This is a genomic window from Fictibacillus sp. Mic-4 (assembly GCF_049843615.1).
Classification (GTDB): domain Bacteria; phylum Bacillota; class Bacilli; order Bacillales; family Fictibacillaceae; genus Fictibacillus_A; species Fictibacillus_A gelatini.
Window position 1 is genome coordinate 18,331 of record NZ_JBBHZM010000029.1, and the last position, 21,933, is coordinate 40,263.

The following is a 21,933-nucleotide window of genomic DNA, read 5'->3' on the forward strand; positions in this document are numbered from 1 at the left end:
AAGCTACCTATTCAATAGGTGCTTACCTTTACTTGGTCCAAACTATGGCGTTACGATCCGCTGCTTTCAACAGCTTTTTGAATATCCAAATAGCCTTTCCCTTGCGTGTTCGGCGACAATCCCCAATCTTCAGCGCCGGATAGCAGTTTCTGCTTCACTTCGTCAGGTGACAGTCCGCGATCGTTTTGAATGATCAATGCCACGGCACCGGCACAAATTGGGGTGGCCATTGACGTTCCGGATAACGAGAAGTAATTCTTGCCGACCCGGCTGGAAGAATTCGTTTTGTCTAAAAAAGAACCGGGAGAACGAGTAGAAATAATATTAACTCCTGGCGTAAGCAAATCAGGTTTGACCAATCCGTCGATGGTAGGACCACGGCTTGAGAAATCGGCGACAACATCGTCCTTCCTGTCGTTCGTATTGTTGTCTTTCATGGCGCCAACGGTAATAACTTTTGGACTGGTTCCGGGACTTGAAATGGTTTTTTGTCCAGGCCCGCTGTTGCCCGCAGCAACACAGACGACAATGCCACTGTCCCACGCTTTTTCAACGATTTTGACGACCGGGTCGTCCTTGGCCGATTGTGTAGCTTCACTTCCTAGTGACATAGAAATAATATCGATGTTGTATGTTTCTTTATTTTCTATACACCAGTTTACGCCTGCAATAACGGTCGACAACGAACCGGATCCCATCTTATTGAGCACTTTCACGCCGACAAGATTCGCCTCAGGGGCAGGTCCTTTATATTTTCCATCGGATAAGGACCCATTGCCCGCGGCATCCCCCGCGCAATGGGTACCATGGCCATTATCATCATAAGGCGCTTGTTTATTATTCACAAAATCTTTAAACGCGACGATGCGGTCTTTAAGATCTTCATGGGGATAGATTCCTGTATCAACGATGGCAATGGTAACGTCTTTGCCGGTAATTCCGGATTCATTAACGGCTGGAGCTTTAATGGATGCGCTTGCATTATCAAGCAAAAGACTTATTTTGCGGTCGTAATGGATCTTTTTAATGTGCTCGCAATTCTCTAGCACTTTTTCTAATGTTTTAATAGAAAGATGTGCGGAACAACAAGAAATGGCCGGGTATTCGTGCTTGATTTTCCCTTTATGCGATTTAAGGCTGGAGAGCCCGTTTGCAAACGCCTCCTCATTTAGCTCAAATTCGATAATGACCGGCAGTTTTTTCATTCTTTTTGCAACCATCTCAAATGGCCGATGAAGAAAACAGGGGATTTTCCGAAAAGGATGATAGAGTCCCACTAAATTCTTGCGCAACTCGTGATCCAGTTTATGGCTCATTTTACGCGCTAACTGGATGACCGAAAAACTAAACATGATGAATACCTCCTAGCATTCTAGTAATTGGTAATAGATTATGATGGCGGGGAGTAGAAGGTAACGGCTTTAGTTGATAGTTGGAAAAAGGGCTATTGATAGATTTATAAAGCATCCTGAAACGATTGACATCTGCTGCAAAAAGATTGAAAAGCGCCCTAAAATGATCGATAGTTCCTCTGAATTGTTTAATAAATACCAGGTTTATTTCTGGAATAGGAGATAGAAAACATAAAATTTTCAAAAAACGAATTGACGGGACTGAACTGCGGTTATATAATACATTACATAACATTATAGATTGTTATGTAATGTTATATAAAAGTAAAGGAGGAGTCATCCAAATGAGCAATATTCAAGTAGCCGTCAATAGTCAAGTGCAAGAGGTTTTAGAGGAACTGAAAAAACGCACGATTAAAAATGTGTTTTTTGTCGCTTGCGGAGGATCATCCGCTTTAATGTATCCGAGCAAATATGTCATGGACCGTGAAGCTGTTCAAATTGTATCTGATTTATATAGTTCAAATGAATTCATTCATAGAAATCCGAAAGGCCTTGGCAAAGAGTCGCTCGTCATCTTGTGCTCTCATTCAGGAACAACGCCTGAAACGGTGGAAGCGACGAAATTCGCAAAAGATAAAGGGGCGATGACAGTAGCATTAACGAACGAGCCACAGTCGCCGCTCGCGAAAAATGCAGATTATTATGTGAAATATGAGTGGGGCGATGAAGCGAAAGCGATCAATACAAACTACAGCATCATGTATCAATTAACGTTCGGATTATTACAAGTGGCTGAAAAGAATGACCAACTGGCAAAAATAATGGCAAGCCTTGAAAACTTACAATCGGTTTATGACAAAGCGCTAAAAAAAGAAGAGGACAGCGCCCGGCAATTTGGCGAGTTACATAAAGATGAGCCGATCATTTATACGATGGCCAGCGGATCAAACTATGGCGTAGCCTATTCTTTTAGCATTTGCATTTTAATGGAAATGCAATGGATTCATTCGCATGCCATTCACGCGGGCGAGTACTTCCATGGTCCATTTGAGATCATTGATGAAAAAGTGCCGTTCATCATTCTATTAGGATTGGATGAGACAAGGCCGCTTGAAGAACGGGCGCTGTCTTTCTCTGAGCGGTACGGCAAAAAGCTGACAGTTCTCGATGCGAAAGAATTTGATCTTGAAGGAATTGATGAGGAAGTGAAAGGGTATATCGCACCGCTTGTGTTAAATCGAGTGCTCAGGCAGTATGCCGACCGATTGGCGGATGAGCGCAATCATCCACTTAGTAAAAGACGTTATATGTGGAAGGTAGAATATTAATAGAGTTGTTGAAAAGTAGGGGAATCCCTTACTTGTCCCTTTTTGGACAAGGTCAATGCGCTGATCTATTAAAAATTTCTATCTTTTTTTGAAAATTATATTATAATGTTATATAACGTTATAATATAATTTTCTTTTATCCATTTAAAAAAAGAGGGGTGCCATGCTTTATGCGAAAAAGATTCGGAATATTGCTTGTTTTTCTCGTCGCCGTTTCCGCATTGATTGCAGGATGTTCCGGTGGGCAATCACCGTCCGAAAAAAATGGCGAAGTGACGCTAAAGTTTTTCCATCGCTGGCCGAAAGATCCTGAAAAATCGTTTTTTGATAACGCAGTCAAAGAGTTTGAAAAACAAAACCCGAAAATCCATATTCAAACGGAAGCCGTCCTGAATGATTCGTACAAAGAAAAAATTAGAGTAATGCTCGGAACGAATAATCCGCCGGACATTTACTTTTCCTGGAGCGATGAATTTGCAGACAAATTCGTGCGAGGAAACAAAGCGTTAGATTTAACGCCTTACTATAAAGAAGATGCAAAATGGTCTTCGCAACTTGTCCAGTCACAAATCAGCCCATTTACGTTTAACGGAAAGCAATATGGCGTGCCATGGACAATGGATGGAAAAACATTTTTCTATAATAAAAATATCTTTAAAAAACTGAATATTCAGCCTCCGAGGACATGGGAAGAGCTTATTAGCGTTTCGAAAGTATTGAAGAAGCACCACTATACACCGATCGCTTTTGGAAGCAAGGCTCCCTGGGCCATTTCACATTATATCGGCACGTTAAATCAAAGGCTTGTGGATGAAAAGACGCGTGAAAAAGACTATAACAGGGCAACGGGGGAGTTTAAGGATCCGGGCTATACGGAAGCACTGGAAAAATTCAAAGAGCTGGTGCCATATTTTAACGACCATCCGAATTCAATTGACCACGAGTACGCAAGACAGCTTTTCACAGCCGGGAAAGCGGCTATCATTTATGCCGAAACAGCGGAAATCAAGCTGGTGGAGCCAGGCATTAAGTTTAAGTTAGGATTCTTTGATTTTCCATCCATTCCAGGAGAAAAAGGCAGCAAGGATTTTCTGACAGGAGCTCCCGAAGGATTTATGATTTCAGCGAAAACGAAACACCCGAAAGAAGCGATGAAATTTTTAGAGTTTTTAACGTCGAAACCAATGGGTGAAAAACTAGTGAAAGACGTTGGTAAATACAGCGCGGTAAAAGAAACGACAAACCGAACGAATGCAACCCCTGAGCAAATCGAAGCGGTGAATAAAATTTTAGATGCAAAAGAGATGGTTCCATGGTTTGATACCGATGTCGACATTGAAATTGTTGATGCGTATCTCAACGGGGTGCAAATGATGCTAAACGGGCAAAAATCGCCGAAAGGCATCATGAAAGATGTCCGAAAGGCAGCCGCATCTCTCAGAGAATCTTCTCAATAAGGGTGGGGCTGTCTCCCACCTTATTTCTCCATTAAGGGGTGATCCATAAATGTCGAAGAACAGAAAACTGCTTCCTTATCTCTATCTTTTTCCGGCAATTCTCTTTCTCATCCTATTTGTCTATATTCCAATCATTCAAAACATCGGTTTTAGTTTTTATGATTGGAACGCGTTTTCGCCTGAAAAAATTTTCGTAGGATTGAAGAACTATTTACAATTATTTCGCGATCCGATTTTTTACGAGGCATTAAAAAATAACATCTGGTACGCTGTTATCTCCATTATCTTTCAAGTGTTCGGCGCGCTTGTCATTGCGGCGATCCTGGAGGATAAGCTCGTACGCCGGTTCTCGCCGGTTTTCCGGACGGTCTATTTTTTGCCCGTCATCATCTCAATGACCGTGATCGCGCTTTTGTTTACTTTTTTTTATAATCCGGATGTCGGGCTGTTGAATCAATTGCTCCGCGCCATTGGGCTCGATCATCTGGCGATGGCATGGCTCGGCGACAGCAAGACCGCTATGTTTGCCGTCATTGCCGTCTCCCAGTGGCAGTCGATCGGCTATATTGCCATGCTGTATATCGTCTCCATTCAGAAAATTCCAAATGAGCTTTACGAAGCAGCAGAGATCGACGGAGCCAATAAAATTAAGATGTTTTTTCATGTAACGGTTCCGCAAACGAAGGAGATGTCATTTGTCGCTGTCATTATTACTTTAACGGGAGCTTTTACCGTATTCAATGAACCTTATATTTTAACAGGAGGAGGTCCCGGTAACGCTTCTGAAGTGCTCAGTACGTACTTGTATAAAACGGCATTTTCTAAAGATATGATGGGCTATGCTTCGACGATCGCGACAGTCATACTAGCGATTACGCTCGTTGTTTCCCTTATACAAATGAAACTGTTCAAAACGGGAAAGGAGGGATAAATCATGAAAGTGTCGGGACAAGCACTCAATGTTCAGGTAAACGTAAACGTGAGAAAGCGCAAAAAGAGAGTGAAAAGCTATGCGGGGCTGACAGGAACGTACGCTTTTCTCATTCTTTATTTGCTAGTGATCGCCTATCCGCTTTTTTGGATGGTCATGAGTTCGTTTAAAGATACGGACGGCATTTTCAATCATAGCTGGTCGCTTCCAACAAAATGGCTCGTTGAAAATTATGTAACCGCATGGAATACGGGGATCTCATCTTACTTTCTCAATAGTGTCATCGTCACTTTTCTATCATGCTTGATCACTGTAGCCGTAAGCGCCTTTGGGGCCTACGCGCTATCAAGATTTGAATTTAAATTCAAAACGATCATCCTCGTTTTCTGCATGGGGGGACTGATGCTTTCACCGCAAGTAAGCTTGATCCCTTTATATAAACTTATTCAATCAATGGGCCTTTTTAACACGTATTGGGCGTTAATATTGCCATACGTTGCTTATCGCATCCCATTTACAGTGCTGCTCATACGATCGCATTTCCTTTCGATTCCAAAAGAATTGGAGGAAGCAGCCTATTTAGACGGATGTTCAACCTTTGGAATATTTTGGCGGATTTTCGTCCCACTTAGCAAGCCGATTCTTTTAACGTCAACTATTTTGACCGCTTATTATACGTGGAATGAATTCATGTTTGCGATCATTTTCATTGATGATGATAAACTAAGAACGATACCTGCAGGGTTAATGCAGTTCAGGGATGCTCTTCAGACCGAATGGGGAGTATTGCTTGCCGGTTTGACGATTTCAGCGGCTCCGATCATCTTATTATTTTTATGTATGCAAAAATATTTTATCCGCGGACTGGCAAACGGCGGTTTAAAAGGATAGAAGGGCGGGATGATGATGAAGATTATCGCGATTGGCGATAACGTTGTCGATTATTACAAACATCAAAATAAAATTTACCCTGGTGGAAATGCGCTCAATGTTGCTGTTTTATGCAAGCGCTTAAATGTGGAATATTCATCCTATATCGGAATACTCGGAAATGACATGGCCGCGGCGCATATTATCGACGTTTTGGAAAAGGAGAAGGTTGACTTTAGCAGGATCCGCCAGGGTTATGGGGAAAATGGGATGGCGGTAGTCAGCCTTGATGAACATGGCGATCGGGTTTTCATTGGATCCAACAAGGGAGGGATCCAATCCAGGCTCGGAATCCGCTTGACGCCGGAAGATTATTCATTTATCGAAAAGCACGACTTGCTTCATACTAGCGTTTACAGCAATATCGAGCATGTGTTGCCGGATTTAAAATATGCGGTTGCCATTTCTTTTGATTTTTCAACTCAAACGAATGAAGACTATTTAGAAAAAGTATGCCCGTATGTACAATATGCCTTTTTCTCCGGCAGTCATTTAACAGAGGAAGAATGCCGTGTATTAATGCACAAAGCGTACAGGTTAGGCTCGAAAGTCGTTTGCATCACCCGTGGGGCGGATGGCGTGCTCCTTTATAACGGAGAAAAAGTGTATCGGCAATCCGTTATCCCGACAGACGTTATTGATACATTAGGGGCGGGGGATTCGTTTATCGCAGGTTTTTTAGTGTCTTACATGGCGGAGTCCAGTATTGAAAAAGCTTTACGCAACGGGGCAGCAAACGCTTCGGAAACATGCAAAAATTACGGCGCGTTCGGCTATGGATTGGACTACTTTCCGAAAAATGAGCCGGCGGTCCAATAGCTTTAGACACAGAAAAGGCCGCATTCTTCCATCAGGAAATGCGGCGATTTCAATAATGGGCCAGACTCTGATCCCAGCATTCTCTTAATTGATCCTCACTTTTAGAGAAATCCATGATCAAACGGATCACCTTATATCAATCTGGCAATAAATTTATTTAATTTTTCAAGTGTAGTTAAATTCTGATTGCACCGGCGGCTATCCAGGCAAATGTGGTTTCCTCTTGCAATATAGCCGCTTTGATGTGATCCTTTTGTTTGGCACATCAACAAGCCCACTTCTTCATATTTGTTGCATATCGCGCAAATGCCCTTTTTATTTAAATAGTTAAATGTCCCCTCCAAACCGATGAGCCGATTTTGGTATTGAGCGACAATATATTTTTTCCCTGATCCTTTATCGTCCCAGCCTAAGTAGGAAATCTCCGCTAGATCGATGTTTTTCAAGGAAGGAATGGTTAATTTCTTTACTTTACGGAATAATTTTTTGATCATTTGTTCCGTTACCTGAAATGGAATTACATACGGCTTTAATGTTGACAAAAAACGCTCCTCATCCAACGAATCTTTAACCGTTACGATAGGGCTAATCAACTGTAGCTGCTCGTCGCCGGCGTCAGTGAACAAATTCAAGACTTTTTCCCTGGTGATCGATTGTAATGCATTAAGGACCCCTGGATCATTAACCGTCCGATGTCCATTAATAAGAATGCGTGTCTGGGCCTTAATGAAGTTATACTGATCGTTTCTAATAAAAGGTTCCATTTTACCACTCCTGTTCTCGTTTCATTGAAGCCTTCATCTTTCATTGTAAAAAAACAAATCATCTCAAGAAATGCAAAAGATGATTAACAAATAAACTCGCCATATAAAAAAGCACTGATCATCTCCTCATAAGATCATCAGTGCTTCAAAACTCATTTATTTAGAATAAACAATTTTTTTAATCGTTTCCGTTGCGAGAAAATATTCCCTGGATAATTCGTCAATCGTCTTTCCTTGTTTATATGCGATTTTCATCATGGCGTTTCGATCATCGACGAACTTTCGCGCTCCAGAACGCGTTCCCCATTTTTCGTGCTTCTCTGATGGCTTCGGAATATAAATCGTTTTGCCATGAACATACTTTTGGATTTCTGCGATCAGCTCTTCAGGCAAAATCGCAGCCGCATTTACATATTTCATTTCTGCCAGCCCCTTATTTTAAAATTGTCAAAGAAAATAAGGTGCAAAGCTGGTATTCGAAATGAGATACGTCACCCGGGCGATTTTAGCTCGGATCCGCCCCATGCAAAGTATCGCCCCCAATACCAGGCTTTGCATGGGCCGTTGCAGAATCAGGCAATGCAAACTTCATTGCCATTCTCATCACCTCCCAAAAGGCTAATGTAACTTATATTATATCAAGCGACCGATGGAAAGTGGATGCTAAAAATTGAAAGAAGAGGGAATGGCCGAAAAACATCCTGAAATGATTGATATCCGCTCATCAATTTTAGCGTACCCATCTATCATTTTATTTGCCTCCAAAGTTCATTTTTAACGCAATTCCAATTTTTGAGGAGTTCTATTCATAATCGATGGATTCCTTTTCACTTCAACCATCAATACTGAACGACATTTAGCCATTGACCATCAGGACCGATGGTTATATGCGGAATTTTATGGTCTTCGAAAATTTTGTATATGTTGACATTCTTTTTGTTTATTTTGTTTAAATGTTCTGATACATCAATGTTGGTAAAAACTAGATAATCCATTGAGGTAGACCGTAAAAAAAATTCGTAAACGTACCATTTGTGGATGTCATTCACATATCCCAAGTGACCTATTTCCCTTGGAAAAACCCGTGGCAACGGGAATTTATTAACTTCAATAAAATCATTTGAAAGATTGTTTAATAGTTCTAGTTCATCTTCAGGAATAATCGCATAAATATAACATTCTTGCGGGTAAATGTTGCTTATTATATGAACAAAGTTCTCTTCATCTATTTCTTCATCGAGAAATATCTCGCGTACCTTTGGACCGTTTTTTGTCGAAAGCAACATTTTTAAAGCTTCTTCCATATCTGTTTGTAAATCATTTTTTGATACGTCATATAATGTCCCGGAACCTTTGGAGCCCCCACTAAAGTAATACCATAATAAAATCGTATGAGCATAAAAATCATTATCAAATTTTGGCCCATCATAATCTATCGCTATTTGAGAGCGATACTCTTTTTCTAAGCATTTCTCACTGGTTAAGTTTCCTATTTCATCCCCATCAATATCTCTACAAATCCATATTTTGAGATTCTGTTTTCCTCGACTTTCGAATTCATTTGCATATTTTTTTTGAAAAACCTTGCTCCATTCCTCGCTTAATCTTTCCAATTCAATTATATTTCTTTTTAATTCTTCGTTGATCTCACTTTCTGGAACGAAAACGTACTTGTCATCAATCTCATTCTTTTCACCTTTTATTAGTAACTTTTTAATTTTATCAAGCAAATTTTTTCCTCCTATCTAACCAGAAAATAGGACAACTGAAGCACAATCTACCTATTAAACTAAAAGCGCCAATTCCTCAATATAGTTCTTCCAGAGGGAATATAGTACCAACTAGACTTAAATTTCGCTATAACGATAGGAGTTCCTTCTATATTCATAATAAAAAACGAGTTAGCATGTAACATTCGCTAGCTCGTTTTTAGCATTAAGGATTTTGTGGAATAGAGCTGTTAATCGTAAAGGTGACACGGTCAGCCGGGTAGTATAAAGCGGAAGTGTGGATCGGCTGGCGGTCAGCATCATAAGCGATTTTATCAATCTTGCAAAGAGGCGTCCCGACTTCGCAGTTCAAATATTTCGCCTCTTCCGCGTGTGCGGATATGACGTTGATCAATTCCGTTTTATGCGCCGGGTATAGATGATACCGATTTTTTAAAATTTCATAAGTTGAAATGGATTCGTGGATGTATTGATCCAAATTTGGCACTAATGTTAATGGATATGTGGAAACTTCGAATACAAAAGGCATTTCGTCATAAAATAAAATTCGTTTCATCTCTAAAATTTCATCACCGGGCTCAATGGCAAGACTATCGGCAATTTCTTCGGAGGCATGTAAAATATTGAGGGAAATAATTTTTGTATCTGGCTTTTTGCCCGATTCGACCATAAATTCGGAATACCCGGTAATCGAGATCAATTCCCGTTTAATTTTCTGGCGTTGGACAAATGTACCTTTACCCTGTTGGCGAATTAAAATACCGTCGTCGACTAAGTCAAGCACGGCCTTCCGAACGGTAATCCGGCTTACCCCGTATTTATCGCATAACTCCGATTCCGTCGGCATTTTTTCGCCGGGAGAATAAACCCCCCGGTCAATATCTTCCAAAATGATCTGTTTCAATTGGCTATACAATGGTACCGATGTTTGATTATTTAGCTTCATTCAAATGACTCCCTTTTTCTCGTTACTTAGATTATAACGTATTATTATGTTATATGACAAATTCATTCAAAAAATCAACGAATCTCCTATTGTCAAAAAATCTTACCAAATGATGTGATTTTCGTCACTTCCCATGCTTTGCGTTCCATTATAATAAAAATATACCAATTAAAAGAGAGAAGGGTATTTAATGGAACTCGCACGATCTTTCTATACTTGTCAGAGGCATTTTCCCAATTCAAATCTTTTTTCCACAAAACATTTCCATCAGTTGATTGGAATAATGGATGAAGTGAAAGTGAAAAAGGGAGCAAGTATTTATGAGGAAGGCGATAAAGCGAATAAATGGTTTTATGTAAAAAGTGGTACGGTGGAACTTTCGAAAACAGCGGACGATGGAAAAGAATTAACGATGAGTTATGCGCTCTCCGGTGATTTTTTTGGCGAATTAAAGGATGACAACCGTCCAACGCATGCATTGCGGGCAGAAGCAGTAGAACCGTGCACGATTGGCGCCATTCATCAAGAGGAACTGCAGCGCTTGTTTTTTTCGGACAAAGAGTTTGCCTTCGAACTAATGAATTGGATGGCTTACATTCAGCGCTCGATGCAGTTGCGAATGCGGGATCTATTATTTTACGGAAAGTACGGGGCCCTCAGTTCTACTCTTATCCGAATGATCAACACATACGGATTCCAGGATGGGCCAGCCATTCGTGTGAAAATGAAGTTGTCCCATGCACAGCTTGCGAAAATGATTGGCGCAACGCGTGAAACGGTTAACCGGATGTTGAACCAGTTGAGAAAAGATGGCATCATCGAGGTCGAAAAGAATACGATGCTTATTTACGACATTGAACATTTAAAGAACATGAGCCATTGTGAAGGATGCCCGGCATCGATTTGCCGCCTATAAGATAAATTGGAGTGATTAAACATGAATATGGAAAAAAGTGACCGCTTGCGCATGATGCTTCAAGAAGCGCTTGCCCCAATAATAGAGAAAATGGAAAAGCTTGAGGCGGAAATCGCGATGATAAAAGAAAATCAAATCGCAATCAAAAAGAAACTGGGAATTGACGAATAATTAAAGTGACGCTCTATGGGCTTAGACATAGGGCGTTTTTTTATCCCGGAATATTAAAAGAAGAGGAGAAAGGAATGAAAAACATTGCTCATTGATTGATAACCTGAGCCAATTGACCGATAAGTGAGTGGAATGGACTGAAATAGCGAAAGAAGGGGAGAAAAAGACCGAAAAACATCGCTCATTGATCGATAACCTGAGCCAATTGACCGATAAGAATGTGGAATGGACCGATATCTCTTTTTGAATGCATCACCAAAGATTAATTTAGGCATTAAGGAGATATAGGAAAAAGCACCTCCGATTGTGCCTGGAGGTGCTTCCCACTCTAATGAACTTGTTCATTAAATGACATAATCCAAATGGAGCCGGCGACGATCGTGAAGACGAAGATGATGCCGAGAACGAGAGCCATTGCGTTATATCTTGGTTTTTTCTCATCTTTTAAATGCATGAAGAAAAACAATTGGACGAACAGCTGACAGATGGCCATGCCTAAAATCGCAACTGTGAGCGTTCCTTTTTTAAACGTATGATTGACGACAAGCAAGAGCGGAATGATTGTCAGTACAATCGATGCGATAAACCCGGTAACATACGCTTTCAAGGAGCCGTGATGTTTTTCAGATTCCATTTACATCACCCCCATTAAATAGACGACGGTAAAGAGGAAAATCCAAACGACATCTAAAAAATGCCAGTATAAGCTCATGACCTGGACTTTTCGCTTCGTTACCGATTGTATGCCATGCTGTTTTAACTGAATCATAATCGCGATCATCCAGACTATACCGACGGACACGTGCAAACCGTGTGTACTCACTAAGGTGTAAAAGGATGATAGAAACGCATTTGTCGAAATCGTAGCGCCTTCTGATACCATTTTCATAAATTCATTGATTTCAAGACCGATAAAAGCGGCACCTAACAGAACCGTCACGGCGAGCCACCCGATGAGCGGCTTCACCTTTCCTTTATTCATGGCAAGGATAGCTAACCCGCTCGTGAAGCTGCTCGTTAATAAAATAAATGTTTCAGCGGTAAAGCCCGGAATTTCAAATAGTTCATTCCCTGTAAAAGGGAGATCGGTATGTGTGCGCAATACCGCAAAGGTGGCAAATAGACACGCAAATAATATGCAATCGGTCATGAGAAAGATCCAGAACCCGAACACTTTCATCGATTCATGATGTTCGTGTTCATGTTGAGGTGTAATCGACTGTTGCACGGCTAGGCCCCCCTTCTATACATCGCTTCTATCCGGCTTACTTCTTTTGCCGGGATGTAATACTCTGTTTTGTATTGGAACGAACGGGCCAATAAACAAATTCCGACACCAGCGAGTCCCGCTAGCCCGATCCAAATCCAATGGAATGTTAAGCCAAACCCGGCGATAAACCAGCATACTGACATTAAAAATGGAATGCCCGAGTTTTTCGGCATGTGAATCGCTTCATAGGAAGTGACAGTCGGCTTGATTCCTTTTTTCTTCATTTCCCACCAGGCATCTTGCCCGCTCACTTCAGGTATTTTAGCGAAGTTGTAGACCGGTGGAGGTGACGGAATCGACCATTCGAGCGTCCGCCCGTTCCATGGATCGCCTGTCAGATCACGTTCGCCGCGCTTGATGCTGTAAATAATTTGCCATCCTTGCACGACAAAGCCGATTCCCATGAGGAATGCACCGACCGTTGAGACAAGGTTGTACGGCGCCCAGCCCATGTCCCAGCCGTACGTGTACACACGGCGCGTCATGCCCATGAATCCGAGCGCATATTGCGGCATGAAGCAAACGTAAAATCCGATGTTCCATAGCCAGAACGCCCATTTTCCCAACCTGTCGTTCAATTTAAAGCCAAAGATTTTCGGCCACCAGTAATAAAGTCCGGCTAAATACCCGAAGACGACGCCCCCGATCAATGTTTGATGGAAGTGGGCGATCAGGAAATAGCTGTTATGATATTGATAATCCGCAGGCGCGACGGCAAGCATGACCCCGGTTGCGCCACCGACAAGAAAACAAGGAACGAAGGCGAGCGTCCATAACATCGGCTGGGTCATCCGGATCCGGCCGCGGAACATCGTAAACAGCCAGTTGAAGACCTTCACGCCTGTCGGTATGCCAATCGCCATTGTTGTAATTGCGAAGAACGCGTTGACATCCGCGCCGGCTCCCATCGTAAAGAAATGGTGAACCCATGTGAAATAGGAAAGAACGCTAATGATCATCATCGAGAACACCATCGACGTGTAGCCGAAAATTTTCTTCTTCGAGAAGGTGCTGACGACTTCCGAATAAATACCGAATGCCGGCAGAACAACGATATACACTTCAGGGTGCCCCCACATCCAGATTAAGTTCACATACATCATCGGGTTTCCGCCGCCGTCCATCGTGAAAATATGGGCGCCAAAGAACCGGTCGACAAAAAGCAGGGCAAGCGTCACCGTCAGTACAGGGAATGTAAAAATGATCGTAATGCAGCTTGCGAGTACCGACCAGGAAAAGAGCGGCATTTTCATCAGTTTCATTCCAGGGGCGCGCATTTTCAAGATCGTCACGAGGAAGTTAATGCCTGAAGCCAGGCTTCCGATCCCGGAAATTTGAATCCCCCAGATGTAAAAGTTTTCGCCAACGCCAGGGCTGTGTGACAGTTCGGATAGCGGCGGATACGCAAGCCATCCGGCATCAGGCGAGCCGCCGATGACAAATGAGATGTTAAATAATAAGGCTCCGAAGAAAAATAGCCAGAAACTGAGCGCGTTTAAGTAAGGAAACGCGACATCCCTCGCTCCAATTTGAAGCGGGATGACCCAGTTAAAGAGCGCAAACATAAATGGCATCGCCATAAATAAAATCATGATCGTTCCGTGCGTGGTGAAAATTTCATTGTAATGCTGGGATTCAAGAAATTTCGTGTCTGGCATCGCCAGCTGAAGACGCATTAATATCGCGTCAACCCCGCCCCTGAAAAGCATAAGGAGCGAACAAATAATATACATAATGCCGATTTTTTTATGATCGACGGTTGTGATCCATTCCCGCCATAACCAGCGCCATTTTTTGAAATATGTCAAAACAAACACAATGGCAACAACCGTCACGACAATCGCGGCATCCGCGCCGTAAATGAGCGGATCGCCAGTTACAAAGAAGTCTTTCATCCTAATTTCCTCCTTTCAGTTAGTTCTCGTCATGCTGATGCATGTGGCCATGTCCATGTTTCATTTCATGACTCATATATTTGCCGCCGTTTTTATCGACGATTTCTTCAAAAAGTCCAGCCGGGTAGGAAGAGAACGCCGTTTTTTCAGCAAGACCTTGCCGGGCGAGTTTTTCATACCCTTCTTTCGTTAATGCCGGGGCGGTTTTCTTCACCTGTTTCGTCCACGCGAGAAAGTCGGACTGCGGTTTCGCGACCACCTTGAATTTCATATGGGCGAATCCTTTCCCGGTAAAATTGGCGCCAGAACCGTAATATGTTCCTGGCTTGTCGGCCTGTAACCAGAGCCTCATCGCCATTCCGGGCATCGTATATTCTTGCCCTCCTAATTGCGGCACCCAGAACGAATTCATTGGCGCGTCCGACGTTAAGACAAATTGAACCGGCACACCGGCAGGAATTTCCGCATAATTGACAGTGGCGATTTTTTGATCGGGATATTGGAACAGCCATTTCCAATCGAGCGACGTCACTTGAATCGTCACCGGCTTCACGTTCGTTACCGGCGGCTTCACTAAGGCAAATGTCGTTTTTGCCGTATAAAAACCGAGAACGCCAATAATGACAATCGGAATGCCCCACCAGAAAACTTCAAGCCATTTGCTTTCATTCCATTCCGGCCGATAAGGGGCTTTATTTCCAGGCTTGTCCCGGTACCGGATAACAATAAAAACGAGAAGAGCCAGAACAGGGATAACAACAATCGCGCACAATAGAGCCGATAGGACGATTAAGTCATATTCCTTCTGCGCGACAGGTCCCTTCGGGTGAAGCAGGATAAACCGTTTGTCACATCCGGCTAATAAACATGCAGACAAGAGAAGCAGCAAAGAAGTTTTCGTCATTGCAAGCTTCTTCATATTGATTCAGCTCCTTTCAAAACAAAATGCTTCATAAAAGAAAGACACAGTCATCGTATACCTTTCTTTACATTTCGGATGTGACAAATGTCACAGGTTACATAACGTTCACCAATTGCACACAATTTCAAATAAGGAGGCGGGAGTGGGCAAATAAAAAAACGAAAGCGGTCATCGCCTTCGTTTTGCTAAGGGGAAATTACTTTTCAATTTTTAAACGATTGAGGTGGTGTTTTTCAAATTCAATCTCATATTTTTCTTTAAGTTCAATTCTTCTTTCCATGATCTCCTCATTAGACTTTCCTTCAATACCTTCTTTTGTTAAATCGCGCAGGGCCAATCGGTCAACGAGTTCGTCCCAAAAGGCACGGTCATCATACTCGGCGATCAATTCTTCCATGGAATCTTCAAATTCCAATGTCGGATAATAGCCATCCAGTCTTTTATCAAATTCAATAAAATGCTCTAATCCGAACGGTTTTGCGAACGAATAAATCAATTGCTCTACCTCATTATACTTTTTAATTTCCTCGTTCCGATGGCTATTAAGTATCCAGTGGCCAGCATATACAAGCTCAATCAACGTTTCAAATTGTTTTTTCGTAAAATTAATTTTCATTGTCGTTCACTCTCCTTTATTTCGTATTAGCTTACCATAAAAGGGAAAATAGAAAAATATTTAGTGTTCGTTCTTTAGGAGCTTACTTTAAATGGAAGAAACTGCGGGGACCAAAATAAGCTTATTCCAGCCCGGTTATTGTTATAATGAGAGATAAGAACACGGACGAAAGAGGAAATTGATCATGAATGAAACAATTGCTCGTTTGACGAGGCGGGATATCGAGGCGATGTTTTCACGTACGATCTATAAGCGCGGCCTGAATTATTATCAACAGGGGCGCGTTGTGGATCTGGAGGAGAAAACGGGAAATAGATGGTATGCAAAAGTTGAAGGAAGCGACGTTTATAACGTTGTGATTATAGAAAGTAATGGCTTTATTACTATGGGATGTAATTGCCCGGCCTTTGACAAATACGAGGAATGCAAGCATAGTGTCGCGGTTTTATTGGAAGTGGCGGATCGGACTCAAGAAAATTCGGCCATGCTTGAAGTAAGCAGAAAAAAGAGAGAGTTTGAAGCAACAAGAAGGCTGATTGAAAGTTTTGCCCACTACCAGCTGTCCGACGCAAAAAAAGTGACGGGAAGAGCGCGTACACCATTAAACGTAGAATTCATTTGCAAATCGCATTCGGCTTATGAAGGTCGGTATATGACGATTGAAATGAAAGTGGGCAGCCAGCGGCTATACGTCGTGAGAAAACTAAAAGAGCTGCTTCATAAAATTGAAACGGGGTCCACTTACTTTTTTACGGACAACTTCACATACGATCCTGAAAAGCATACCTTCAGCGAGCAGGATATGAACGGAATTCGCATCCTGCAGGAAATTGCGAATATCGAATCGGCATACCGCGATCGCTTAAATTCGTTTTGGCATAAAACAAATGAGCGGGAACTGTTTATCCCGCCATATGCCGCCAATCGTCTGATGGAGACATTAAAAGACTGCGATGTCCGCCTGGAGCATAATGGCTATTCGTATGAAGCCGTAGAGCTTCTGGATGAAGAGTCACCGTTTTTATTTCAGCTCGATCAAAGCAGTTCGGGGGATTTTGAACTGAAGCTCGAAAACTTTCATATCGAATCTCTCTTTCCGATGTATGGCTGGCTTTTTTATGAAGGGAATTTATACAAGCTTACGGCGAATCAGCAGGCGATGTTGAAAGAGCTTGCTTCTTCATGCAAACAAAACAGGAAGCTGCCGATTGCTAAAGAGCAAGTGGGCTCCTTTCTATCCAATGTCGCCCCGGGCTTAAAGAAAATCGGACAGCTTCACATCGCAAAAGCCATTTCCAATCAAATTGTAACGGCTCCTTTAAAGGCGAACGTGTATGTGGAAAGCGAAGAAGATCGGCTCGAAGTGAAGCTCGAGTACCATTACGGTGAATACGTAATCCATCCGTTTCATGGCGAGACACAAGAAAGAGGCGAAATTATTATGCGTGATGCCATTAAGGAACAGGAAATCATGGGGCTCATCGAAAGCTCTTCGCTGAAATTTAATGGCGAGCGGTTGTATACGGATGAAGAAGATGGCGTATATGAATTTTTGTTTGAAGTATTGCCTGAGCTTGAGAAAAAGGCGGACATTTATTTATCTGGCGCGGTTCGTTCGTACATGCTTCCGGAACAATCGACGCCTCAATTTTCGATTGATTTAGATACGGGCGGAAACTGGCTAGTGTTCAATTTTAACATGGATGGCATTAGCGAGGACGACATTCAGCATGTACTCCGATCCGTCGTGGAAAAGAAAAAGTACTACCGTCTGCAAAATGGCGCTTTCGTTTCTCTTGAAAACGACCAGTTTCAAACGATGGCGAAGATGATCAAAGACTTCCAGATTAAAAAAGACGACGTGACAAAAGGCTCGTTTCAGCTCCCGGTCTACCGCAGCCTTCAACTGGAAGAACTGATGGACACGGCCGGCGCGAAGAAAAAGTTCGGAAAAGCGTTTCGCCGCTTGATCAAACAATTGAAACATCCAGATGAACTGGATTACGAGCTGCCCTCATCTTTAAATGCCAGCCTGCGGGACTATCAGGAAACCGGTTTTCAATGGTTGAAGTCGCTCGCCCATTACCGGCTTGGCGGTATTTTAGCAGATGATATGGGACTTGGGAAAACGATCCAGAGCATCAGTTACATCCTTTCGGAAAAAGTGGAAAACCCGCATGCTAAACCGGTATTAATTGTTGCCCCGGCTTCGCTTATATACAACTGGAAGAACGAGTTTGAAAAGTTCGCTCCCGGGCTGCAAACCGAGGTCGTTGCCGGAACGCCGAAAGAGCGGAAGGAAGTGCTTAACCGGCTGGATGCACCAGACGTTTGGATCACGTCCTACCCGACATTGCGGCAGGACATCGATCTGTATGAGACGCGTGAATTTGATTCGGTCATTTTAGATGAAGCGCAGGCGATCAAAAACCATACGACGAAAACGTTTAAAGCCGTGCAAAAAATAAAAGCGCCGAAACGATTCGCGTTAAGCGGTACACCGATTGAAAACTCGCTTGACGAACTGTGGTCGATCTTCCAGGCGATTATGCCGGGCTTTTTCCCGAACAAGGAATCTTTCAGCAAAATGAGCCATGAACAAATTTCGAAAATGGTCCGCCCGTTTATTTTGCGCCGGGTGAAGAAGGATGTGCTAACAGAGCTTCCGGACAAAATCGAAACGAACCACCTATCAGAGCTGACGAAAAAGCAAAAAGAGCTGTATCTCGGCTATTTAGAAAAAATTCGAAGCGAAACGGAAGCATCGATTCAAACGGACGGATTTGATAAAAGCCGGATGAAAATACTCGCCGGCCTGACCCGCCTCAGGCAAATTTGCTGCCACCCTTCATTGTTTGTTGAAAACTATAAAGGAGAGTCCGGCAAGTTGGAACAGCTTCTTGAAACCGCCGACAATGCGATTGAAAACGGAAAACGCCTGCTGATTTTTTCCCAGTTTGCGAGCATGCTGCAAATCATTAGAGAGGCGCTCGAGGCAGCCGGGTATGACGTTTTTTACCTGGACGGGCAAACGCCGGCGAAAGAGCGGGTCGACATGGCGGAGCGGTTTAACGCCGGGGAAAAGGATGTTTTCCTTATTTCATTGAAAGCAGGAGGAACAGGTCTTAATTTAACGGGCGCCGACACGGTCATTTTATATGACTTATGGTGGAATCCGGCCGTAGAAGAACAGGCGGCGGGACGGGCGCACCGGATCGGGCAGAAAAATGTCGTGCAAGTCATTCGCCTCATTGCCCGGGGAACGATTGAGGAAAAAATTTACAAAATGCAGCAGCGGAAAAAGGAATTGATCGAAAAAGTCATTCAGCCGGGTGAAACGATGATCACAAGCCTGACGGAAAAAGAAATCCGGGAAATTTTAAATATATAGTGCATCGATGAACGAAAAGGGGGAGGTCCCGTTGAATACGAAGCAACGTTTACTGAAGCTGCTTGAGATATTTCAAAAAGAAACCGACGAGGAACATCAACTTTCAATAAAAGAGATAACGGAAAAATTAAAGCGTGACCTTGGCGAAGAGTATTCCGTGAAACCGCGGGCGATTAAAGACGATATTGAGGAACTGAAGGCATCCGGGTTTTACATTATGGAAAACAGCGGGAAGTATGGCCAGAAGCTGTACAGCCTGCAAGACCGGCTATTTGAAATCCATGAGCTCAGGCTGCTCATTGATGCCGTCAGTTCAGCCCGCTTCATTTCAAAGGAAGAAACGAAGCGGCTAATAGGGAAAATTAAAAGGCTGACGAGTGATGGCTTATCGAAGAAATTGCAAAACCAGATTTATCTTGAAGGCATGATCAAATCGGAAAACCGGCAAATGCGGTACTATATTGATGCGGTTCATACCGCGACAAGCGAACATAAACTGGTTCGTTTTCAATACGGCACTTACAATACGGAGAAGGAGTTTTGCCTGCATCGAAACGGTGAATATTACGATGTGAAGCCGTACGGTGTCGTCTGGCAAAACAACTATTATTATTTGATCGGTGAATATGTGAAGCTCGGTCAGGTTCGCCATTACCGGATTGACCGGATGCGAAATGTAAGCGTGGCGGAAGAAAAATTTACGCCCGGACGATTTGATCTTCCCGCCTATGTGAATCAAACGTTTAATATGTTTTCGGGTGAAGAAGACATCATCGATATTCAATTCCACATGAATCTATTAAATGCAATGTACGACCGATTTGGCCTTGATGCGGATATCCGGAAAGTCGATGACGAACATTTCCGCATCAAAACGAACGCCGCCATCAGTGACGGCCTCGTTGGCTGGATTTTAAGCTGGGGACGCCAGGCGAAAGTGCTGAAACCAGATCACCTCGTTGAAAAAGTGAAAGAAGAAACAAGAAAACTGTATGAGTTGTATGAGTAAGGTGTGCTTTTTTCGCATACCTTTTTTGCGATGATGAAAGGTACCAGGGCTTCGTTGTTTGAAGGCCGTCCTGTTAGATTGGGAAAAATATCCTTACCCTTAAGGAGTGGTTATCATGGCACGAGTTTTATTTATTAATGGCGGATCAGAAGGGCATGTCAATCCAACGATTGGAGTTGTAGAGGAGCTTATTTCGCGTGGAGAAGAGGTGGTGTACTTTACGATCGAAGCTTTTCGGGAGCGTATAGAGAAGACAGGAGCTACTGTTCGGACGATTGACGGCGAAAAATTTATAAAAGCCTTTATCTCAGGTGGAAGAACTTATTTACTCGAAAGAATCAACGGCCTTTTGCATACGGCAGATATAATGATACCCGGTGTTCTGGAGCAAATCAAAGGAGAACATTTTGATTATATGATCCACGATTCCATGTTTGGATGTGGACGTCTGCTTGCCCAAATCCTTAAACTTCCGGCAATTAATTCGTGTACTTCTTTTGCAGAGACAAAGGAATCATTTGATCACATGTTGGACCAACAAAAAATTCCTGCAGAAATATACGATGAATTCCATCGCCTGGCGGAATTGGTGAAAGCTAAATATGCTGTGGAGATCCATTCTCCATACGAAGTTTTCTGTAATCCTGCACCCCTTACAATCGTTTATACCACCAGGGAGTTTCAACCTTTTGGAGAAACATTTGACCCAACTTACAAATTTGTAGGGCCATCCATTTCTTTACGGCGAGCGCAAGAAAACTTCGACTTTACTGCACTCAAGGAAAAAAGCCTCATTTACATTTCACTAGGCACGGTCTTAAACCAGAATATTGATTTCTATAAGCTTTGTTTTAAGGCATTTGAGAACACGGATCATACGGTGGTCATGTCGATTGGGAATAAAGTTCAACGATCTGATTTGGGGGAGATCCCCAAAAACTTTATTGTGAAAAATTATGTTCCACAAACGGAATTGCTGAAATACACGAAAGCATTTATCACGCATGGCGGAATGAACAGCGCCCATGAAGGCCTCTATTACGGGGTACCGCTTGTTGTAATTCCGCTAAGCGCGGATCAGCCGATCATTGCCGGACAAGTTGCTAAACTCGGAGCCGGCATTCAATTACAGATGCAAAGCCTGACTGCTCATCAACTGCGTGAAGCTGTCGACCATGTGTTAAGTGACCCATCTTTCCATAAAGCCGCTGCAACTATTAAAGAATCCTTTCAAAAATCGGGCGGATATCGCCAGGCTGTGGATGAGATTTTTAAATTTAGGCTTTGTTAAAGAATAATGTTGATCTTTGATACCTTTTTAAACTTATAGTATAATCTAAATAAGAACATACATTCGGGGAACGTTATAAGAATGGAAAAAGCGTGTAGTAACCTTGTGAAAGCATACTATGCAACAGTTTAAAGAGTTTTTGCTAACATCATTTGTAGTTGAAATGACAGAGACTTATGATAGTTTGCGACT

The 21,933-nt window shown here is 42.7% G+C and carries 20 protein-coding genes; 10 read left to right on the top strand and 10 right to left on the bottom strand.

Translation table 11 applies throughout. The features are described 5' to 3' along the window. Positions 1-50 precede the first annotated feature (50 nt). Positions 51-1,352, bottom strand: a complete 1,302-nt coding sequence (locus WD019_RS16400) for a S8 family peptidase (RefSeq protein ID WP_026679526.1) — start codon at positions 1,350-1,352, stop codon at positions 51-53. Positions 1,353-1,696: 344 nt separating this feature from the next. Here WD019_RS16400 and WD019_RS16405 point away from each other — a divergent pair, with 344 nt between their 5' ends. The 5 genes from WD019_RS16405 (at position 1,697) to WD019_RS16425 (ending at position 6,820) form a co-directional block, all read left to right on the top strand. After that, entirely contained in the window at positions 1,697-2,683 is a 987-nt protein-coding gene (locus WD019_RS16405) for an SIS domain-containing protein (RefSeq protein ID WP_425712188.1), read from the top strand. 170 nt (positions 2,684-2,853) lie between these two features. Continuing rightward, positions 2,854-4,140: an ABC transporter substrate-binding protein gene (locus WD019_RS16410; RefSeq protein ID WP_425712189.1), complete on the top strand. Its 1,287-nt coding sequence runs from the start codon at positions 2,854-2,856 to the stop codon at positions 4,138-4,140. A gap of 49 nt (positions 4,141-4,189) precedes the next feature. Next, positions 4,190-5,071, top strand: coding sequence for a carbohydrate ABC transporter permease (locus WD019_RS16415; protein ID WP_425712190.1), 882 nt, complete (start codon positions 4,190-4,192; stop codon positions 5,069-5,071). 3 nt (positions 5,072-5,074) lie between these two features. Next, positions 5,075-5,962, top strand: a complete 888-nt coding sequence (locus WD019_RS16420; protein WP_051291649.1) for a carbohydrate ABC transporter permease — start codon at positions 5,075-5,077, stop codon at positions 5,960-5,962. A 15-nt stretch (positions 5,963-5,977) separates the two neighbouring features. After that, positions 5,978-6,820 (top strand): fructoselysine 6-kinase, encoded by an 843-nt coding sequence (locus WD019_RS16425; protein ID WP_425712208.1) that lies wholly within the window; start codon positions 5,978-5,980, stop codon positions 6,818-6,820. Positions 6,821-6,951: 131 nt separating this feature from the next. On the opposite strand, the gene WD019_RS16430 is transcribed toward WD019_RS16425, so the two are convergent. The 4 genes from WD019_RS16430 to WD019_RS16445 form a co-directional block, all read right to left on the bottom strand. Then, positions 6,952-7,584 carry a FusB/FusC family EF-G-binding protein gene (locus WD019_RS16430; RefSeq protein ID WP_425712191.1) on the bottom strand — a complete coding sequence of 211 codons (633 nt, stop codon included), beginning with the start codon at positions 7,582-7,584 and terminating at the stop codon, positions 6,952-6,954. A gap of 156 nt (positions 7,585-7,740) precedes the next feature. After that, the gene (locus tag WD019_RS16435) at positions 7,741-8,004 is read right to left on the bottom strand and encodes a CD3324 family protein (RefSeq protein WP_026679519.1); all 264 of its coding nucleotides are present in this window, start codon (positions 8,002-8,004) and stop codon (positions 7,741-7,743) included. A gap of 419 nt (positions 8,005-8,423) precedes the next feature. Then, complete coding sequence (locus WD019_RS16440) at positions 8,424-9,314, bottom strand: hypothetical protein (RefSeq protein ID WP_425712192.1); 891 nt, start codon at positions 9,312-9,314, stop codon at positions 8,424-8,426. 205 nt (positions 9,315-9,519) lie between these two features. Further along, the gene (locus tag WD019_RS16445) at positions 9,520-10,260 is read right to left on the bottom strand and encodes a GntR family transcriptional regulator (RefSeq protein ID WP_425712193.1); all 741 of its coding nucleotides are present in this window, start codon (positions 10,258-10,260) and stop codon (positions 9,520-9,522) included. A 298-nt stretch (positions 10,261-10,558) separates the two neighbouring features. On the opposite strand from WD019_RS16445, the gene WD019_RS16450 reads away from it, so the two are divergent. Next, positions 10,559-11,176, top strand: coding sequence for a Crp/Fnr family transcriptional regulator (locus WD019_RS16450; RefSeq protein ID WP_425712194.1), 618 nt, complete (start codon positions 10,559-10,561; stop codon positions 11,174-11,176). 21 nt (positions 11,177-11,197) lie between these two features. Continuing rightward, positions 11,198-11,347: a hypothetical protein gene (locus tag WD019_RS16455; RefSeq protein ID WP_425712195.1), complete on the top strand. Its 150-nt coding sequence runs from the start codon at positions 11,198-11,200 to the stop codon at positions 11,345-11,347. Positions 11,348-11,675: 328 nt separating this feature from the next. On the opposite strand, the gene cyoD is transcribed toward WD019_RS16455, so the two are convergent. From cyoD to WD019_RS16480, 5 genes are all read right to left on the bottom strand, one after another. Next, the gene (gene cyoD / locus WD019_RS16460) at positions 11,676-11,981 is read right to left on the bottom strand and encodes a cytochrome o ubiquinol oxidase subunit IV (protein ID WP_026679516.1); all 306 of its coding nucleotides are present in this window, start codon (positions 11,979-11,981) and stop codon (positions 11,676-11,678) included. Then, the gene (gene cyoC / locus WD019_RS16465; protein WP_425712196.1) at positions 11,982-12,575 is read right to left on the bottom strand and encodes a cytochrome o ubiquinol oxidase subunit III; all 594 of its coding nucleotides are present in this window, start codon (positions 12,573-12,575) and stop codon (positions 11,982-11,984) included. It abuts the gene before it with no gap. A 2-nt stretch (positions 12,576-12,577) separates the two neighbouring features. Then, a complete protein-coding gene (locus tag WD019_RS16470; RefSeq protein ID WP_425712197.1) occupies positions 12,578-14,512 on the bottom strand; it encodes a cbb3-type cytochrome c oxidase subunit I in 1,935 nt (644 codons plus the stop codon). Between the two features lie 19 nt (positions 14,513-14,531). Then, complete coding sequence (locus WD019_RS16475; RefSeq protein WP_425712198.1) at positions 14,532-15,431, bottom strand: ubiquinol oxidase subunit II; 900 nt, start codon at positions 15,429-15,431, stop codon at positions 14,532-14,534. Positions 15,432-15,630: 199 nt separating this feature from the next. Next, a complete protein-coding gene (locus tag WD019_RS16480) occupies positions 15,631-16,050 on the bottom strand; it encodes a hypothetical protein (protein WP_425712199.1) in 420 nt (139 codons plus the stop codon). A 184-nt stretch (positions 16,051-16,234) separates the two neighbouring features. Here WD019_RS16480 and WD019_RS16485 point away from each other — a divergent pair, with 184 nt between their 5' ends. From WD019_RS16485 to WD019_RS16495, 3 genes are all read left to right on the top strand, one after another. Then, positions 16,235-19,441 (top strand): SNF2 helicase associated domain-containing protein, encoded by a 3,207-nt coding sequence (locus tag WD019_RS16485; RefSeq protein WP_425712200.1) that lies wholly within the window; start codon positions 16,235-16,237, stop codon positions 19,439-19,441. Positions 19,442-19,472: 31 nt separating this feature from the next. Beyond that, complete coding sequence (locus WD019_RS16490; protein WP_425712201.1) at positions 19,473-20,450, top strand: helix-turn-helix transcriptional regulator; 978 nt, start codon at positions 19,473-19,475, stop codon at positions 20,448-20,450. Positions 20,451-20,565: 115 nt separating this feature from the next. Then, a complete protein-coding gene (locus tag WD019_RS16495) occupies positions 20,566-21,741 on the top strand; it encodes a macrolide family glycosyltransferase (protein WP_425712202.1) in 1,176 nt (391 codons plus the stop codon). The last annotated feature ends 192 nt before the right edge of the window (positions 21,742-21,933 follow it).

What these genes read in the sequence shown, in the direction of transcription:
- WD019_RS16400 (WP_026679526.1), bottom strand. Translation starts at nt 1,352, where the DNA reads ATGTTTAGTTTTTCGGTCATCCAGTTAGCGCGTAAAATGAGCCATAAA.
- WD019_RS16405 (WP_425712188.1), top strand. Translation starts at nt 1,697, where the DNA reads ATGAGCAATATTCAAGTAGCCGTCAATAGTCAAGTGCAAGAGGTTTTA.
- WD019_RS16410 (WP_425712189.1), top strand. Translation starts at nt 2,854, where the DNA reads ATGCGAAAAAGATTCGGAATATTGCTTGTTTTTCTCGTCGCCGTTTCC.
- WD019_RS16415 (WP_425712190.1), top strand. Translation starts at nt 4,190, where the DNA reads ATGTCGAAGAACAGAAAACTGCTTCCTTATCTCTATCTTTTTCCGGCA.
- WD019_RS16420 (WP_051291649.1), top strand. Translation starts at nt 5,075, where the DNA reads ATGAAAGTGTCGGGACAAGCACTCAATGTTCAGGTAAACGTAAACGTG.
- WD019_RS16425 (WP_425712208.1), top strand. Translation starts at nt 5,978, where the DNA reads ATGAAGATTATCGCGATTGGCGATAACGTTGTCGATTATTACAAACAT.
- WD019_RS16430 (WP_425712191.1), bottom strand. Translation starts at nt 7,584, where the DNA reads ATGGAACCTTTTATTAGAAACGATCAGTATAACTTCATTAAGGCCCAG.
- WD019_RS16435 (WP_026679519.1), bottom strand. Translation starts at nt 8,004, where the DNA reads ATGAAATATGTAAATGCGGCTGCGATTTTGCCTGAAGAGCTGATCGCA.
- WD019_RS16445 (WP_425712193.1), bottom strand. Translation starts at nt 10,260, where the DNA reads ATGAAGCTAAATAATCAAACATCGGTACCATTGTATAGCCAATTGAAA.
- WD019_RS16455 (WP_425712195.1), top strand. Translation starts at nt 11,198, where the DNA reads ATGAATATGGAAAAAAGTGACCGCTTGCGCATGATGCTTCAAGAAGCG.
- cyoD (WP_026679516.1), bottom strand. Translation starts at nt 11,981, where the DNA reads ATGGAATCTGAAAAACATCACGGCTCCTTGAAAGCGTATGTTACCGGG.
- WD019_RS16470 (WP_425712197.1), bottom strand. Translation starts at nt 14,512, where the DNA reads ATGAAAGACTTCTTTGTAACTGGCGATCCGCTCATTTACGGCGCGGAT.
- WD019_RS16475 (WP_425712198.1), bottom strand. Translation starts at nt 15,431, where the DNA reads ATGAAGAAGCTTGCAATGACGAAAACTTCTTTGCTGCTTCTCTTGTCT.
- WD019_RS16480 (WP_425712199.1), bottom strand. Translation starts at nt 16,050, where the DNA reads ATGAAAATTAATTTTACGAAAAAACAATTTGAAACGTTGATTGAGCTT.
- WD019_RS16485 (WP_425712200.1), top strand. Translation starts at nt 16,235, where the DNA reads ATGAATGAAACAATTGCTCGTTTGACGAGGCGGGATATCGAGGCGATG.
- WD019_RS16495 (WP_425712202.1), top strand. Translation starts at nt 20,566, where the DNA reads ATGGCACGAGTTTTATTTATTAATGGCGGATCAGAAGGGCATGTCAAT.